At 62.7% G+C, this 15,159-nt stretch carries 18 protein-coding genes and 1 tRNA gene; 10 read left to right on the top strand and 9 right to left on the bottom strand.

What is annotated here, in order from left to right:
• Positions 1-8: 8 nt before the first annotated feature.
• Positions 9-1,178, bottom strand: a complete 1,170-nt coding sequence (locus MRBLMU1_RS07620; protein ID WP_363499351.1) for a Do family serine endopeptidase — start codon at positions 1,176-1,178, stop codon at positions 9-11.
• A gap of 47 nt (positions 1,179-1,225) precedes the next feature.
• Positions 1,226-1,651 (bottom strand): large conductance mechanosensitive channel protein MscL, encoded by a 426-nt coding sequence (mscL, locus tag MRBLMU1_RS07615; RefSeq protein WP_363499349.1) that lies wholly within the window; start codon positions 1,649-1,651, stop codon positions 1,226-1,228.
• Between the two features lie 370 nt (positions 1,652-2,021).
• On the opposite strand from mscL, the gene petA reads away from it, so the two are divergent.
• From petA to MRBLMU1_RS07585, 6 genes are all read left to right on the top strand, one after another.
• Entirely contained in the window at positions 2,022-2,630 is a 609-nt protein-coding gene (gene petA / locus MRBLMU1_RS07610) for a ubiquinol-cytochrome c reductase iron-sulfur subunit (RefSeq protein ID WP_363499347.1), read from the top strand.
• Between the two features lie 3 nt (positions 2,631-2,633).
• Entirely contained in the window at positions 2,634-4,046 is a 1,413-nt protein-coding gene (locus tag MRBLMU1_RS07605) for a cytochrome b (RefSeq protein ID WP_363499345.1), read from the top strand.
• A 34-nt stretch (positions 4,047-4,080) separates the two neighbouring features.
• Positions 4,081-4,845, top strand: coding sequence for a cytochrome c1 (locus tag MRBLMU1_RS07600; protein WP_363499343.1), 765 nt, complete (start codon positions 4,081-4,083; stop codon positions 4,843-4,845).
• 115 nt (positions 4,846-4,960) lie between these two features.
• A complete protein-coding gene (locus MRBLMU1_RS07595; RefSeq protein ID WP_017877976.1) occupies positions 4,961-5,572 on the top strand; it encodes a glutathione S-transferase N-terminal domain-containing protein in 612 nt (203 codons plus the stop codon).
• 100 nt (positions 5,573-5,672) lie between these two features.
• Positions 5,673-6,155, top strand: coding sequence for a ClpXP protease specificity-enhancing factor (locus tag MRBLMU1_RS07590; RefSeq protein ID WP_363499340.1), 483 nt, complete (start codon positions 5,673-5,675; stop codon positions 6,153-6,155).
• A 26-nt stretch (positions 6,156-6,181) separates the two neighbouring features.
• Positions 6,182-6,257, top strand: a tRNA-Thr gene (locus MRBLMU1_RS07585).
• 159 nt (positions 6,258-6,416) lie between these two features.
• Here MRBLMU1_RS07585 and MRBLMU1_RS07580 read toward each other — a convergent pair.
• From MRBLMU1_RS07580 to MRBLMU1_RS07570, 3 genes are all read right to left on the bottom strand, one after another.
• The gene (locus MRBLMU1_RS07580) at positions 6,417-6,728 is read right to left on the bottom strand and encodes a HigA family addiction module antitoxin (protein WP_363499430.1); all 312 of its coding nucleotides are present in this window, start codon (positions 6,726-6,728) and stop codon (positions 6,417-6,419) included.
• A 77-nt stretch (positions 6,729-6,805) separates the two neighbouring features.
• On the bottom strand, positions 6,806-8,272 hold the full coding sequence (locus MRBLMU1_RS07575; RefSeq protein ID WP_363499338.1) for a PLP-dependent aminotransferase family protein: 1,467 nt from the start codon (positions 8,270-8,272) through the stop codon (positions 6,806-6,808).
• Positions 8,273-8,281: 9 nt separating this feature from the next.
• Positions 8,282-8,866: a LysE family translocator gene (locus MRBLMU1_RS07570; RefSeq protein WP_363499336.1), complete on the bottom strand. Its 585-nt coding sequence runs from the start codon at positions 8,864-8,866 to the stop codon at positions 8,282-8,284.
• 85 nt (positions 8,867-8,951) lie between these two features.
• Between MRBLMU1_RS07570 and MRBLMU1_RS07565 the strand changes: the two genes are divergently transcribed.
• The gene (locus tag MRBLMU1_RS07565) at positions 8,952-9,386 is read left to right on the top strand and encodes a hypothetical protein (RefSeq protein WP_363499334.1); all 435 of its coding nucleotides are present in this window, start codon (positions 8,952-8,954) and stop codon (positions 9,384-9,386) included.
• A gap of 54 nt (positions 9,387-9,440) precedes the next feature.
• Positions 9,441-9,575, top strand: coding sequence for a hypothetical protein (locus MRBLMU1_RS07560; protein ID WP_363499331.1), 135 nt, complete (start codon positions 9,441-9,443; stop codon positions 9,573-9,575).
• A 74-nt stretch (positions 9,576-9,649) separates the two neighbouring features.
• Here the strand turns inward: MRBLMU1_RS07560 and MRBLMU1_RS07555 are convergent, their stop codons facing one another.
• The 4 genes from MRBLMU1_RS07555 to MRBLMU1_RS07540 are packed head-to-tail and all read right to left on the bottom strand — an operon-like array spanning position 9,650 to position 13,626.
• Entirely contained in the window at positions 9,650-10,180 is a 531-nt protein-coding gene (locus MRBLMU1_RS07555) for a hypothetical protein (RefSeq protein ID WP_363499329.1), read from the bottom strand.
• 38 nt (positions 10,181-10,218) lie between these two features.
• A complete protein-coding gene (locus MRBLMU1_RS07550; RefSeq protein ID WP_363499327.1) occupies positions 10,219-10,674 on the bottom strand; it encodes a (2Fe-2S)-binding protein in 456 nt (151 codons plus the stop codon).
• The gene (locus MRBLMU1_RS07545; protein WP_363499325.1) at positions 10,671-12,821 is read right to left on the bottom strand and encodes a xanthine dehydrogenase family protein molybdopterin-binding subunit; all 2,151 of its coding nucleotides are present in this window, start codon (positions 12,819-12,821) and stop codon (positions 10,671-10,673) included. Before MRBLMU1_RS07545 ends, MRBLMU1_RS07550 begins: the two co-directional genes overlap by 4 nt.
• A 40-nt stretch (positions 12,822-12,861) precedes the next feature.
• The gene (locus MRBLMU1_RS07540) at positions 12,862-13,626 is read right to left on the bottom strand and encodes an SDR family oxidoreductase (RefSeq protein WP_363499323.1); all 765 of its coding nucleotides are present in this window, start codon (positions 13,624-13,626) and stop codon (positions 12,862-12,864) included.
• Between the two features lie 185 nt (positions 13,627-13,811).
• Between MRBLMU1_RS07540 and MRBLMU1_RS07535 the strand changes: the two genes are divergently transcribed.
• A complete protein-coding gene (locus MRBLMU1_RS07535; protein ID WP_363499321.1) occupies positions 13,812-14,528 on the top strand; it encodes a hypothetical protein in 717 nt (238 codons plus the stop codon).
• Positions 14,503-15,159 (top strand): response regulator transcription factor, encoded by a 657-nt coding sequence (locus MRBLMU1_RS07530; protein WP_363499319.1) that lies wholly within the window; start codon positions 14,503-14,505, stop codon positions 15,157-15,159. Before MRBLMU1_RS07535 ends, MRBLMU1_RS07530 begins: the two co-directional genes overlap by 26 nt.

The raw sequence follows: 15,159 nt of genomic DNA, 5'->3' as shown, positions 1-15,159 counted from the left end.
GGCTAGGTTTACTTTATTTTGGCGCTGGCCGGACGCTTGCCGACCGTGACGTCGATCGTCGTTTCGCGGCTCTTGCGCAAGATCGTCATTTTAGCTTTTTCGCCCGGAGTCAGTTGGGCGATGAGGTTGAGCATGCCGTTGGTGTCGGTGACCGGCTTGCCGTCGACCGTCAACAGGATGTCGCCCGGCTTGATGCCGCCCTTGTCGGCCGGGCCGTGGCGCACCACGCCGGCGATGATGGCGCCGCTCTGGCGCTTCAGGCCGAAGCTGCTGGCCATCTCCGGCGTGATCTCCTGCGTTTCCACGCCGATCCAGCCGCGCACCACGTGGCCGGACTTGATGATCGCTTCCATCACCGTCTTGGCGGTCGATACCGGAATGGCGAAGCCGATGCCGACCGAGCCGCCGCTCTGCGAATAGATCGCCGAGTTGATGCCCAGCAGGTTGCCGGTGACGTCGACCAGCGCCCCGCCCGAGTTGCCGAAGTTGATCGCGGCGTCGGTCTGTATGAAGTTCTCGAAGTGGTTGATGTGCAGGTTGTTGCGCCCCAGCGCGGAGATGATGCCCATCGTCACCGTCTGGCCGACGCCGAAGGGATTGCCGATCGCCAGCACCACGTCGCCCACCTGCGCCTGCTCGGCTTGGCCCAGCACGATCACCGGCAGCTTGTCGAGCGTGATCTTGATGACCGCCAGGTCGGTCTCCGGATCGGTACCCACCACCTTGGCGGCGGCCTTGCGGCCGTCGGCCAGCACGACCTCGATCTCGTCGGCGGCCTCGACCACATGGTTGTTGGTCAGGATATAGCCCTCGGCCGAGACGATCACGCCCGAGCCGAGGCTGGCCTCGTCGTCGTCGCCCTCGCCGTCGCGGTCGCCGAAGAATTTCTTGAAGAAGGGGTCGCGCAGCAGCGGATGCTTGCGGTGCTTGGGCTTTTTGCTGGTGATGATGTTGACCACGGCCGGCATCGCGCGCCCGGCGGCGGCCCGGTAGGAGCCGACGGCCGACGCCGGCGCCTTGCCCGGGCCGGCCTCCATCATCACGGCCGGCCGCTCGGGACTGCCCATCTGCTGCAGGCGCACCGGCGCGCCGCCCTGCGGCCCCACGGCCGCGTAGACGAAGTACAGCGCCAAAACGACGGTCACCGTTTGCGCAAACAATAACCAGAGTCGTCGCATAGCTTGCATCTGCCGCCCGGCGGGCGGCGTCCCGTGGTTATTCCTGATTATTTCTTGAGGGCGTCGCGGATTTCGCGCAGCAACACGATGTCCTCGGCCGGCGGCGCCGGCGGCGGGGTCACCACCGGATGCTCGCGCAGGTTGCGCGCGCGGTTCATCAACCGCACCATCTGGAAGATGACGAAGGCCAGGATGATGAAGTTGAGCAGGATCGTGGCGAAGTTGCCGTAGGCGAACACCGCGCCCAGCTTTTTGGCTTCCGCCAGGCTCAGGCCGGCCGCCTGGCCGTTCAGGCCGATGTAGTAGTTGGCGAAGTCGAGCCCGCCGAACAGCTTGCTGATCGGCGGCATGATGATGTCGGTCACCAGCGAATCGACGATCTTACCGAAGGCGCCGCCGATGATCACGCCAACGGCGAGGTCGACCACATTGCCCTTCATCGCGAATTCTTTAAATTCTTGCATCATTGCCATTTCTATATCCTCGACATGTGGTCATTTGTGAACAAAACCGCGTGTGGATCATACTATTTTTTCAATTAGATTCCAAACACGCTTGCTGTTCGCGCATTTGGACAGCGATTTACGTTATAAGTTTGACCTATATCAATTGCCGCAACCCGGCCCTCCCCTCATAGGGCAGAGTCCGCTAAAAATCAAGCCCAAAACGGTGCGCAAATCGCCCCAATTGGGGTTACGGCAACGTTTTTGCTTTAATTCGCTACACGGTTACCTTATAATTTAAGGTTGCTAGAAGCTACATTCGTGCTTCATCAAGTTTTCAGTTTTCAGGTTTGTTCGCGGTTTCCAGATTTTGTTCGCACTTTGACTGATTGGGGTTTGTATGAGTAACGAAAAGCAGGTCGATTCCGGCCGTCGCGGTTTGCTCGTCGCAACAGGCGCGGCGGGTGGTGTAGTGGGTCTGGCAACCGCGGGGGCGCTGGTGAGCACCTTCCAGCCGTCGGAACGGGCGAAAGCCGCCGGCGCGCCGGTCGAGGTGGACATCTCGGCGCTCAACCCCGGGGAAATGACGACCGTCGAATGGCGCGGCAAGCCGGTCTGGATCATCAAGCGCACGCCCGAAATGGTGGCGTCGCTGAAAAAGACCGACGGCAAAGTGGCCGACGCCGACTCCAAACGCAATCCCGAAGAATTCACGCCCGAATACGCCCGCAACGAATGGCGCTCGCGCAAGCCTGACATCCTCGTCGCCGTCGGCATCTGTACCCACCTCGGCTGTTCGCCCTCGTCCAAGTTCGCCCCCGGTCCGCAGCCCTCGCTGCCGGACGACTGGGAGGGCGGCTTCCTGTGCCCATGCCACGGCTCGACCTTCGACATGGCCGGCCGCGTCTTTAAAAACAAGCCGGCGCCGGACAATCTGCAGGTTCCGCGCTACATGTTCTTGAGCGACAACAAGCTGGTCATTGGCAAAGACGAGAAAGGCGAGGCGTAAATCATGGCGGCTTTCAAAGAGACAAAACTGCCGGCGAACGCGCCGGTGGCACAAAAAGCACTAGGCTGGGTCGACGACCGCTTCCCCCTGACCAAACTGTGGAACGATCAATGGGGCAAATACTACGCCCCGAAAAATTTCAACTTCTGGTACATCTTCGGCTCGCTGGCGATGCTGGTGCTGGTGCTGCAGATCGTCACCGGCATCTTCCTGACCATGCACTACAAGCCGGACGCCAACCTGGCCTTCGGCTCGGTCGAATACATCATGCGCGAAGTACCGTGGGGCTGGCTGGTGCGCTACATGCACTCGACCGGCGCCTCCGCCTTCTTCATCATCATCTACCTGCACATGACGCGCGGCCTGCTGTACGGCTCGTACCGCAAGCCACGTGAACTGATCTGGCTGTTCGGCTTCGCCATCTTCCTGTGCCTGATGGCCGAGGCCTTCTTCGGCTACCTGCTGCCATGGGGCCAGATGTCGTACTGGGGCGCCCAGGTGATCGTCAACCTGTTCGGCGCCATCCCGCTGATCGGACCGGACCTGTCGCTGTGGATCCGCGGCGACTACGTCGTCTCCGACGCCACCCTGAACCGCTTCTTCGCCTTCCACGTGATCGCCATCCCGCTGGTGCTGCTGGGCCTGGTGGCCGCGCACTTGATCGCGCTGCACGAAGTCGGCTCGAGCAACCCGGACGGCATCGAAGTCAAAGAGAACCTGGGCCCGGACGGCCACCCGGTCGACTCGATCCCGTCGCACCCGTACTACACGGTGCACGACCTGTTCGGCGTGTCGGTGTTCCTGCTAATCTTCAGCACCGTCGTGTTCTTCGCGCCGGAAATGGGCGGCTACTTCCTCGAGTACAACAACTTCCTGCCGGGCGACTCGCTCAAGACCCCGCTGCACATCGCCCCGACCTGGTACTTCACCGCGTTCTACTCGGTGCTGCGCGCCACCACCGCCGACTTCATGTGGGTGCTGATGTTCTTCGTGGCCGCCTACGTGGTGTTCGTCTGGCTCAAGTCCAACCTGCCGCGCCTGGTGAAGATCGCCATCGCCGTCATCGCGCTGGTGGCCATCATCGGCATGCTGCCGCAGATCCTCGACGCCAAGTTCTGGGGCGTGGTGTTCTTCGGCGGCTCGGTCGTGATCCTGGCCTTCCTGCCGTGGCTGGACAAGTCGCCGGTCAAGTCGATCCGCTACCGTCCGACCTGGCACAAGTATGTGTACGCCGTGTTCTTCCTGTCGTTCCTGACCTTGGGCTACCTCGGCACCCTGGCGCCGACCGACGGCCGCACCCTGGTGTCGCAAGTGTGCACCCTGCTGTACTTTAGCTTCTTCCTGTTCATGCCATGGTGGAGCGCCATGGGCACGTTCAAAAAAGTGCCCGACCGCGTCGTCTTCCACGCGCACTGATCGTACCTTGGCTAAAGTATATAAAGGACATGACATGAATTTTGCAAAGAAACTGCTCGCCGCGCTGGCCCTGCTGCCGGCACTGGCGTTCGCCAACGAAGGCGGCGTCGCGCTCGACAAGGCACCGGACCGGTCGAACAACATGGCCGCGTTGCAACATGGCGCCAAGCTGTTCGTCAACTATTGCCTGAACTGCCACAACGCCTCGTCGATGCGCTACAACCGCCTCAAGGACCTGGGCCTGAGCGAGGAGCAAATCAAGGGCAACCTGCTGTTCACCGGCGAGAAGGTCGGCGAGATGATGACCACCAACATGCACGCGAAGGATGCCAAGGTCTGGTTCGGCGTGGTGCCGCCGGATCTGTCGGTCATTTCGCGGGCCAAATCGTCGGGCGCCGGCACCGGCGGCGACTATCTGTATACTTACCTGCGTAATTTCTACAAGGACGACACCCGTCCGACCGGCTGGAACAACCGGGTGCTGGAAAACGTGGCCATGCCGCACGTGCTGTGGGAATTGCAGGGTATCCAGAAGATCAAGACGGTCGAGGTGGAAGATCCCCACGAACACGGCAAGATGGTGCAGCAGTTCGCCGGCTTCGAGCAGGTCAAGGCCGGCAGCATGAACAAGTTGGAATTCGACACCGCGGTGGCCGACCTGGTCGGCTACATGGAGTGGATGGCGGAGCCTGCGGCGCAGACCCGCAAAAAATTGGGCGTGGCGGTGGTATTGTTCATGTCCCTGTTCGTCTTGCTGGCATGGCGCCTGAACGCGTCGTTCTGGAAAGAAGTTAAATAATCGAGAGCGCCGGCTGGCCCGGCGCTTGTTTTGCGATGCCCGCCGTTGGCGGGCGATCGATCCGGGGTGATCCGTTCGCGGGCTCACCCCCTTAGTTTTTAAGGAACTACAAAAAATGATGGTTCTCTACTCGGGTACAACCTGCCCATTTTCGCAGCGCTGCCGTCTGGTCCTGTTCGAAAAGGGCATGGACTTTGAAGTGCGCGACGTCGACTTGTTCAACAAGCCGGAAGATATCTCGACCATGAATCCGTATGGTCAGGTGCCGATTCTGGTCGAGCGTGAATTGATTCTGTACGAATCGAATATCATCAACGAATACATCGACGAGCGCTTCCCGCATCCGCAACTGATGCCGGCCGACCCGCTGATGCGCGCGCGCGCGCGCCTGATGCTGTTCAATTTCGAGAAGGAATTGTTCGTCCATGTGCACGTGCTCGAGAGCGAGCGCGCCAAGGGCAACGACAAGAGCCACGACAAGGCGCGCGCGGAAATCCGCGACCGCCTGACGACCCTGGCGCCGCTGTTCCTGAAGAACAAGTACATGCTCGGCGACGAATTCTCGATGCTCGACGTGGCCGTCGCGCCGCTGCTGTGGCGTCTGGACCACTACGGCATCGAACTGTCGAAGACCGCCGCCCCGCTGATGAAGTACGCCGAGCGCATCTTCTCGCGCCCGGCCTACATCGAAGCGCTGACGCCGTCGGAAAAGGTCATGCGCCGCTGATCGGTTCGATCGCGGAAACGCCGATGTTTAGTTGAAATTATCGGCGCGCCCACCGTGTTGAACCGGGGGCGTGCCGTGTTTTACCGTAGTCTGGAATACCATGTCCGAAATCTCTACCAAGCCCTACATGCTGCGCGCCATTTATGAGTGGTGCACCGACAGCGGCTACACGCCCTACCTGGCCGTCAAGGTCGACGCCTCGACCACCGTGCCGATGGAATATGTGAAGAAAGGCGAAATCGTCCTCAACATCAGTTTCGGCGCCACGTCGGGGTTGAAGATGGACAACGACAGCATCCGCTTCCACGCCCGCTTCGGCGGCGTCTCGCGCGAAATCTACGTCCCGGTCAACAACGTCATGGCGATCTACGCCAACGAAAACGGCCAGGGCATGGCGTTCGAGCCGCAGACCGGCGGGACCGAAGCGCCGCCGCAGACCGAGGAAACCAGCGTGCCGGGACCGTCCTTGGCGGCCGTGCCGACGCCGGCGCCGGAGGGCAAAAGCGAGGCAGCAGGCGCACCGCAGGACGACAACGACCCACCCAAAAAGGGCGGGCGCCCCACCCTCACGCGGATCAAATAGCGTATAATTTGCCGCGTACAAGTTTCGCCGACTTAGCTCATTTGGTAGAGCAGTTGATTTGTAATCATCAGGTGGCCAGTTCGAAACCGGCAGTCGGCACCAATAAAATCAGACACTTAGCCCAGCCCTTACCGGCTGGGCTTTTTGTTCTGAAATCCGATGTATGCATCATCCAGCTTTTTTAGCACGCCGGCCTCGATTGCGCTGGATGTGAGCAAACCAGCGTGTTCAGCGCGCGCGTAACAGTAGGATCCGGCAGGCTCAAGCCGCCAAAGGCGCAGGTTGGACTTGCAACGGAGTTTTCGCGAAGCGCTGTTCAGCTTGCCACAAATCATATGCGCTCTGCTCCGCCAGCCACAGCCGCGCTTCGCCGCCCCGCTTTATGCCCAGCCATGCCTCGATACACAAAGCCATCTCCGGCGAAATAGCGGCGTGCCCGTTTAGGACACGAGAAAGCGTGACACGATTGACGTCCAGCTGCTGCGCGGCTTCAGTCACTGACAGACCCAGCGCTGGTAGCACGTCATCACGTAAAGTCAGTCCCGGATGTGGTGGGTTAAACATGCGTGCCATGATATTCCTAATGATAATCTTGATAGTCGACAAGGATGGCATCCGTTCCCTCGAATCTGAAGGTCAACCGCCAGGAATTAGCGCTTGCCACCCGAACTAACCGCGCCGCCGACACGCGCCAAACTTGCGCGCGCTCCGGCCACGGCTTGCAATCGCTCTTGCAGGTAGGTGCTCAGGCGTGGATGCTGGCTAAAAGCGACGTTGAAACGGATGTGCCGGTCCGGTGTGTCATTCACCGAGAAGGCGGCGCCACGCATGAGCAGGATCTTGTTGCGGTAGGCGTCTTGCACCAACAGATCAACGTCCAGACCTTCCGGCATCGTGCCCCACAAGAAAATGCCGGCGTCGCCAGGCTGCTCGAAAAGCACGCCCGCCGCGCTCAATTGGCGCGCGCTAGCGTTGCGTGCCACCATGATCTTGCGTTGTAGACGATCCAGATGTTTGCGCAAGTTGCCGGCTCTGAGCACTTCCAGCAGCACATATTCATTCAGCGCCGGCATCGTCATGATGGAATGGATCTTGGTCCGCATCAGCACTCTGAGCAAGGCGGGGGCGGCGGCGAGATAGCCCATGCGCAAGGCAGGGCTCAGCGCCTTGCAAAAGCTGGAATAATAAATCACACCATCAAGCCCGGAGAGGGATGCCAGCCGCGTACTATGGCCTTGCTGAAAATGGCCGTGCACGTCGTCTTCGGCGATCAAGAAACCGTATTGCTGCGCCAACATCAAGACCTTGTGCAAATTGGCGGCGCTGCTGCTCCAGCCTGTGGGATTATGCAAGGCCGTTTGCATGAAGAGTAGGCGTGGGCGGTGCTCGCGGCAGGCGGCCTCCAATTCGTCCAGATCGAGTCCATCGGGGCACCGCTTGATTGACACCAAACGTATGCCGTCCTGGCGCAGCCTGCCGAACATCAGAAAATAACCCGGGTCTTCCACTAGCACCGTGTCGCCAGGTTGCAAAAAACTACGGCAGATCAAGTCGATCGCATGGGTGCCGCCAAAGGTCGTGAGTATGTGGCCGGCGTCAAAGGCGGCGCCGATGCCGCGCAGCAGCAGCGCGATGTGCTCACGTAATTCCGGCAGCCCCTGGGGCGGACAGCGCGAGGCCATGCCGGCGGCGCTACGCGCCAAGGCCCTCTGCACGGCGGTGGCCGGTACCGCGTCTTGCAGCCAGGTCGGCGGCAATGCGCCACTGCTGGCCAGCAATATACCAGCGCGTTGGTCGTTTCCTTGCTGCGCCAACCAGACCGGCTCTTGCTCCTCGCCCGCTTCCAACGCGACCTCATCGGGAAGCGATTTGCTGGTGTCGTTCCTTGTGGAGACAAAAAATCCCGCCGTGCCATGGGAATCAATGACGCCTGCCGCGACCAACCTATCATAGGCCACCACGACGGTATTCGTGCTGACCGCCAACTGGGCGGCCAGCTGGCGTATCGACAACAGTTTGGCGCCTCCAGCCAGGGCCCGGCTCTCGACCATGTGGCGCAACTTTGCCTCAATCTGCTTGGACAGGGCGATGGGAGAGGAGCGGTCGATGGCGAACATGACGAAAGTCTAGCGTAAAAACATGATGGCCAACACGAGCAAAGTTGCGCCCATCGTTAAATTGAAGACGCGCTGCTTGCGCGGATCTTTTAGCAAGCGACGAATCGAGACGCCAAACAAGGCCCACATGACATTGCAAGGCATTCCCACCAGGGTGCCAATCACCGCCACCAGGAGCGCGCTACCGACCGTGTTGTGCCCCGCGGGCATGAAAACCGATGCCACGGTTATGGCCTTCACCCAGCTCTTGGGGTTAAGCGCTTGAAATGCCGTCGCCTGGGCGAACGACACCGCCTTGGGCGCATGTGCTCCCCCCACCGATGCGCCGCTGAGCTTCCATGCCAAAAACACCAGGTACAACGATCCCGCGATACGCAGCGCTTGTTGCGCCAACGGGTAGGCGATAAAAACACTTCCCAGCCCCACGCACATCAGCATGGTTTGCACGAACATGCCGGCCTGGATGCCCAGAATGGCCGGCAGCGCGCCGCGCGCACCAAAATTGGCGCCAGTGGTGGCGAGCATGACGTTGTTCGGTCCGGGGGAGGCCGACATTACGAGGCAATAGCTCATCAAGGGCAACAGTTCGATCATGGTGTGCAATTCGCGGCATGGAAATGGCACAAGTCTAGGAGTGCGGCGCGGCGGGGACAAGGCACAAGACAGAAGGGACAGACCCATGCTGTATCAATCGATGTACAGCTACAGTTGCCTCCTTGATGGATGCCCCATCACACCAAACATTTCCTTCGCGGCCCGGCCACGGACGATTGGCGACCGCCTGATCAGCATCTGCCAATTAATACTGATCCAGCCTCACCTCCCGCAATCTTGCTACAATCGTCCCATGCGACAATTCCTTGCACTCGTCATCGCGCTGGTCTTCGTGCTGCACAGCTCCCTGCTGGCGGCCGCGCCCGCTCGCATGTGCTGCAAGAGCGCCGATTGCCCCATGACGCAATGCGTGGCGACGGATTGCCTGCCGACCGCCATGCCCGCGATCGCCACCGATATCGCACTGCCCGCGCCGACGCTGACGCGCCTGCCAGGCCACTGCCCCGCCCCGACCATCTCTCCGGCACCGGTGAGAGATGTGTGGTGCCCGCCCGATTAGCACGCCGAGGTGATGTTACGACCAACTCAACTTCTAGCTAATAAAGGAAACACCATGAAATCAATCATCATCAAAGCAAGCGCCGTGACGGCCATCCTGCTGGCTTCGGCTGGCGCCTATGCGGCGACCACCATGGACTGCTGCGGCAGCCTGGAATGCTGCCTGAAGATGCTCGCCTGCTGCTTCTAACAGGTAGCAATTAAAAGGCCCGCCGGCGAGGGATCGCCGGCGGGCCTTTCGCCAATCTGCAAACACCTCGTGGGTTACTTGGCGCCGTCATCCGGGCATGGCATTCCCGCATCCGCCCATTTCTCCAATACCTGCACAAACTCCTCGTGCGACATCGGCGGTTGCGTGCGGTTGGCGCCCGGATTCCAGGCCCACAACACCAACGGATCGGTTTTCATATGTTCGATGACCTGCTCGCCGGTCTTGCGGTTGCCGTTGCGGACCGGATCGCGCATCTGCCGGCAGACTGCTTTCTTGTCCAACCCCTGCCAGCGCATGCTGAGCGGCGCCAGATGCCAGTTCGGCGCGCCAGGCACCTTGCCCTGCGCGGTGTTGGTAGCCTGGTGACAGGCAGCGCATTGCAGCACCGCCGAACCATGGCCGTCTTTTCCCCGCACCACCTGCTGCGCGTGGAGCACCGCGAAATCCTTCTGGCGCGGGGCGTCGGCCTGATGGCAATTCACGCAGCGCGGCGTCATCACCACGCTGGCGACCGGGTCGAACAGCGCGCCGGAAGCCTTCTCCGGCGCGGCATGAGCCACGCCCGCCGACCCAAGCAGACCCATTCCCAAGGCCAGAAACCGCGCCAACCCCGCACGCCGCATCATGCCTGCCCCGCCGCCTTGTGGATCGCCGCGCGGATGCGCGGGTAGGTGCCACAGCGGCAGATGTTGCCCGACATCGCCTGGTCGATATCCTTGTCGCTGGGTTTGGGGATCGCGCGCAACAGCGCGGTCGCCGCCATGATCTGGCCGGACTGGCAATAGCCACATTGCGGCACGTCGATCTCGGCCCAGGCGAGCGCCACGCGCTTGCCCACCGGCGTGGCGCCGATCGCCTCGATGGTCGTCACCTTCTTGCCCGCCGCCGCCGACACCGGCAGCACGCACGCGCGCGTCGGCTGGCCGTCGATGTGGACGGTGCAGGCACCGCACAGCGCCATGCCGCAGCCGAACTTGGTGCCGGACAGGTGCAGCTCGTCGCGCAGCACCCACAACAGCGGCGTGTCGGGTTCGGCGTGCACGGGGACGACCTTGCCGTTGATGTTCAGTGAAATCATATCTGCTCCTGTGGGGTTGCCTGTAACGCCGTGGCGATCGGCAGTTTGCGGATACGTCGGCCGGTGGCGGCGTAGACGGCGTTGGCCAGCGCCGGCATCAGCGCCGAGGTGCCCGGTTCGCCCATGCCGCCGGGCGCTTCGTCGCTGGCGACGATGTGGGTTTCGATGACCGGCGTTTCGTACATGCGCAGCACGCGGTAATCGTGGAAGTTGCTTTGTTCGACGCGGCCGTTCCGGAACGTGATGTCGCCCCACAGCGCGCCGGAGATGCCGAAGACGACGGCGCTTTCGACCTGCGCCCGCACGGTGTCTGGATTGACCACGATGCCGCAGTCGAGCGCGCAGACGACGCGCTGGACGCGCACCTCGCCATCGACGATACGCGCGTCGACAACCATCGCCATGTAGGTGCCAAAGGCGAATTGAACCGACAGGCCACGGCCAATGTCGCCGTCGCGCGGCCCCCGCCAGTTGGCCTTTTCCGCCGCCAGCTTCAACACCCTTTCCGCGCGCGGATTCTTCTCCAGCAACGCCAGCCGGTAGCGCAGCGGATCGGCCTTGGCGGCAGCCGCCAGTTCGTCGATGAAGCTCTCGACCACGAACACGTTGTGGCTCGGCCCGACGCCGCGCCAGAACGCGGTCGGTATCATCGGCGGTTCGTGCCGCGTGTACGCCACCTTGATGGCCTTGAAGGCGTAGGGTGGCGCCTCGGCGCCGTCGACGGTTTCCGTGTCGAAGCCGTTGTTGAAGGCCGGCGGCAGGAAGCGCGCCAGGATCGACGAACCCGTCACGTGATGCGACCACGCCACCGGCATGCCCTGCTCGTCGAGGCCGGCGCGCATGTGGTCGTAGAAGTACGGGCGGTACATATCGTGCTGGATATCCTCCTCGCGGCTCCAGATCACCTTGACCGGATGCCGGACCGCGCGCGCGATGCGCACGGCGCGCTCGACGCCGTCGATTTCCAGCCGACGCCCGAAGCCTCCGCCGAGCAGAAAGTTATGGACGGTGACGTTCGCTTCCGGCAGGCCTGTGACCTTGGCGGCCACGGCCACGGCACGGGTGACGACCTGGGTGCCGGTCCAGACGTCGCAGCGGTCCGCCTGCACGTGCACGGTGCAGTTCATCGGTTCCATCGGCGCGTGCGCCAGGAAGGGCAGCTCGTAGACCGCTTCCACCACGTGCGCCGCTTTGGCAAAGGCCTGTTCCGGTTCGCCGTCGCTGCGCACCTTGGCCGCGCCCTGGCCGGCGGCACGGGCCATGTCGGCAACGATGCCGGCGGTGGACAGATGCGCGTTCGGGCCATCGTCCCAGCGCAACGCCAGCAGCGACAGACCCTTCTGCGCCGCGCCGTAGTTGTCCGCGACCACGGCGGCGCAGTCTTCCAGGCGCACCACCTGGCGTACGCCGGGCACCTTGAGCGCTGCCGCCTCGTCCAGGTCCAGCAAGCGGCCGCCATAGGCCGGCGTGATGGCCAGCGCCGCCACCTTCATGCCCGGCAGCTGTACGTCGATGCCGTACCGTGCCGAGCCATCGAGCTTGCCCGGCGTGTCGAGGCGGCGCGCGGCCTTGCCGATCAGGCGGAAGTCCTTCGGCTGCTTCAATACGATCGCCTCGGGCGCGGGCAACGGTAGTTTGGCCGCCGCCGCCGTCAGCGCACCATAGCGCAGCCTGCGGCCGCTGGCCGCGTGGATCACCGCGCCCTTCTGCGCGCGACAGCTTGCGGGATCGACGCGCCACGCCTCGGCCGCCGCCCGCACCAGCAGCATGCGCGCGGCGGCGCCGGCCTGGCGCATCGGCAGCCAGGCGGCGCGGATCGTGGTCGAACCGCCCGTCACCTGGAAGCCCAGCGCCGGATTGATGTAACGCTTATCGTCGGCGCCGGCGTGTTCGAGTACGACGTCGCGCAAATCGACCTCAAGCTCCTCGGCAATCAACATCGGGATCGAGGTGTACGTGCCCTGTCCCATCTCGACATAGGGCATCGTCATGTGGACCTTGCCGTCGGCGGCGATGCGCACCACCGCGTTGGCTTCCCAGTCCGCAGTGGCGGCGCTGTCGCGCGCGCGGACGGACGGGATGGCGACCTGCAGCAGCAGGCCGCTCCCCGCCGCCACGGCTTTGAGAAATAAACGGCGATCGGTCATGCAAACTCCTTGCGCGGCGCGCTCATACTTTGGTGGGTGCTCAATGGCCAACGGGGATCGGATTGTCTTTGAGCGACTGGTTGAAGGCGTTGACGAACGCGTGTTCACCGGAGCCCGGGTTGTCGCGCAGCGCCCGCACCTGCTCGACGTAGACCTCATCCTTGCCGCTGGCCAGGCCCGCCATAGTGGCGGCGACGAAGTCCGGCAGCGGCATGGCGCGCGCATCGCCGCTCTTGTAGACCAGGTCGGTATCGACCCACGGCGGCGAAATCTCCACCACGCGCACACCGCTGTCGGCCAGCATGAAGCGCTGCGACAGCGCATACGAATGCATCGCGGCCTTGGTGGCGGAGTAAACGGCCGTGCTGGCCAGCGGCACGAAGGCGAGCACCGACGAGTTGTGGATCACCAAGGCGTCCTTCTGCCGCTTGAGGTGCGGCAGCAGCGCCGATGTCATGCGCACCGGACCGAGCAGGTTGGTGGTGACCGTCTGCACGGCGGCGGCGTCGTCGATCTCGCCGGCGGCGTCGTCGAAGGGCATGATGCCGGCGTTATTGAACAACACGTTCAGTGCGGGGAAGTCCTTGACCAATTGGGCGGCCACCGCCTTGATCTGTTGCGGATTCTGGATGTCCAGTTGCACGCCGTGCATGCCAGGGTTGGCCTTGGTCACTTCGTCGAGCAGCGCCGCGCGGCGGCCGCTGATGATGACCTGGTTGCCGAGGCGATGGAATGCTTCGGCGATGCCGCGTCCGATGCCCGACGTGCCGCCGGTGATGAAGATCGTATTGCCGCTCGGTTTCATGATGCCTGCCTTCGTTCGGTTGGTTGGGTGCTTGCAATTCTGAACGCACTTCACCGCCCGCAGCGGACGTACTTCCCGCAATAAAGGACATCTTGGGATCAATGTCCGAAAGCGAGGGTTTCCTGTCCGTTTCGGTGGCGCGGGCGCTCCTATAATCGGTGGCACTATCGATTCGAAAGGAAATCATGCACACGCTGCTCGACAAAGTCATCGAAGCACACGGCGGCACGGCGCGCTGGAACGGATTTAGCACCTTGTCGGCGCATCTGTCGCAGGGGGGTGTCATCTGGCCGCTCAAAGGCAAGCCGGGCATGCTCGACGAAGTGGACGTCCAAATCAAGCTGCATCAACCGTGGACGTCGCACAGCCCGTTCGGCGCTGCGGCGCGCACCGAAGTGACGCCGCAGCGTGTCGCGCTGGTCGGCGCGGACGGCGCGCTTATCGAGGAAGCCCTGGCGCCACGCTCCAGCTTTGCCGGCCACCAGCTCGACACGCCGTGGAGCAATACGCAGTTGGCCTATTTTGTTGGCTATGCGATCTGGAACTATTTCACGATGCCTTTCATGCTCGCTGGTCCCGGTTTTTCACTCTCCGATCTGTCTTCCTGGGAAGAAAACGGCCAAGTGTGGCGCCGGTTGCAGGCCACCTTTCCAACCGACCTGGCGACCCACAGCCCGGTGCAGACCTTCTATTTTTCCGACGACGGCTTGCTGCGCAGGCATGACTACGACGTCGACATCAGCGGCGGCGCGCCGGCGGTGCACTATCTGTCCGAACATGTGGTGGTGCAAGGCATCACGGTGCCGACGCGACACATGATTTACGTGCGCGACGCCGACGGCGGCCATCAACCCGAGCCCCTGGTGGTATCGATCAGTGCCAGCGACATCCGGTTTGCCTGAATCGGCGGCGCGGCTGGTCCACGTCCACATCCGTCATCCGGAGGCCATCGTCAGCGCCGGCCTGGCCGCGCTGCTGGCGGATTGCCAGCATGCCCGGATTGCGGACCAGCCGCCCGGCCGGCGCGGCGGTGTGGACGTGGTCGTCACCGATTACGCCGATGCCATGAACCGCTTGCCCGGCGCGATCGAGCGCGGCGAGCGCATCATGATCATCAGCCAGCGCGAGCGCGAATGGGATGTGCGCGCCGCGATGGCGGCCGGTGTCCATGGCTATGTTCCCCAGCGCTGCGATGTGGCCGAGCTGCATGCCGCCTTGCGCGCGCTCGGCGAGGGACAACGGTATTTCAACAAGGAGCTGCTGGCGCGCGCGACGCAGAATCTCTCCGCCGGCGCGCTGACGTCGCGCGAGGGCGAAGTGTTGGAGCTGCTCGCCCTGGGATCGTCCAACAAGCGCATCGCCATCACGCTCGACATCGGCGTCGGCACGGTCAAGAGCCACATCAAATCACTGTTTTGCAAGCTAGGCGCCACGGCGCGGACCCATGCGGTCGTGCTGGCAACGCAGCGCGGGTTGGTGTCCTACCGGAGCGGTCTTTCCCTGCAAGCGTCGGTGGTCAGACTGCCGGATTGA

It is taken from the genome of Burkholderia sp. LMU1-1-1.1 (genome assembly GCF_040675865.1).
Lineage (GTDB): Bacteria > Pseudomonadota > Gammaproteobacteria > Burkholderiales > Burkholderiaceae_D > Rugamonas.
This window is presented reverse-complemented; position numbering and strand designations above follow the sequence as displayed.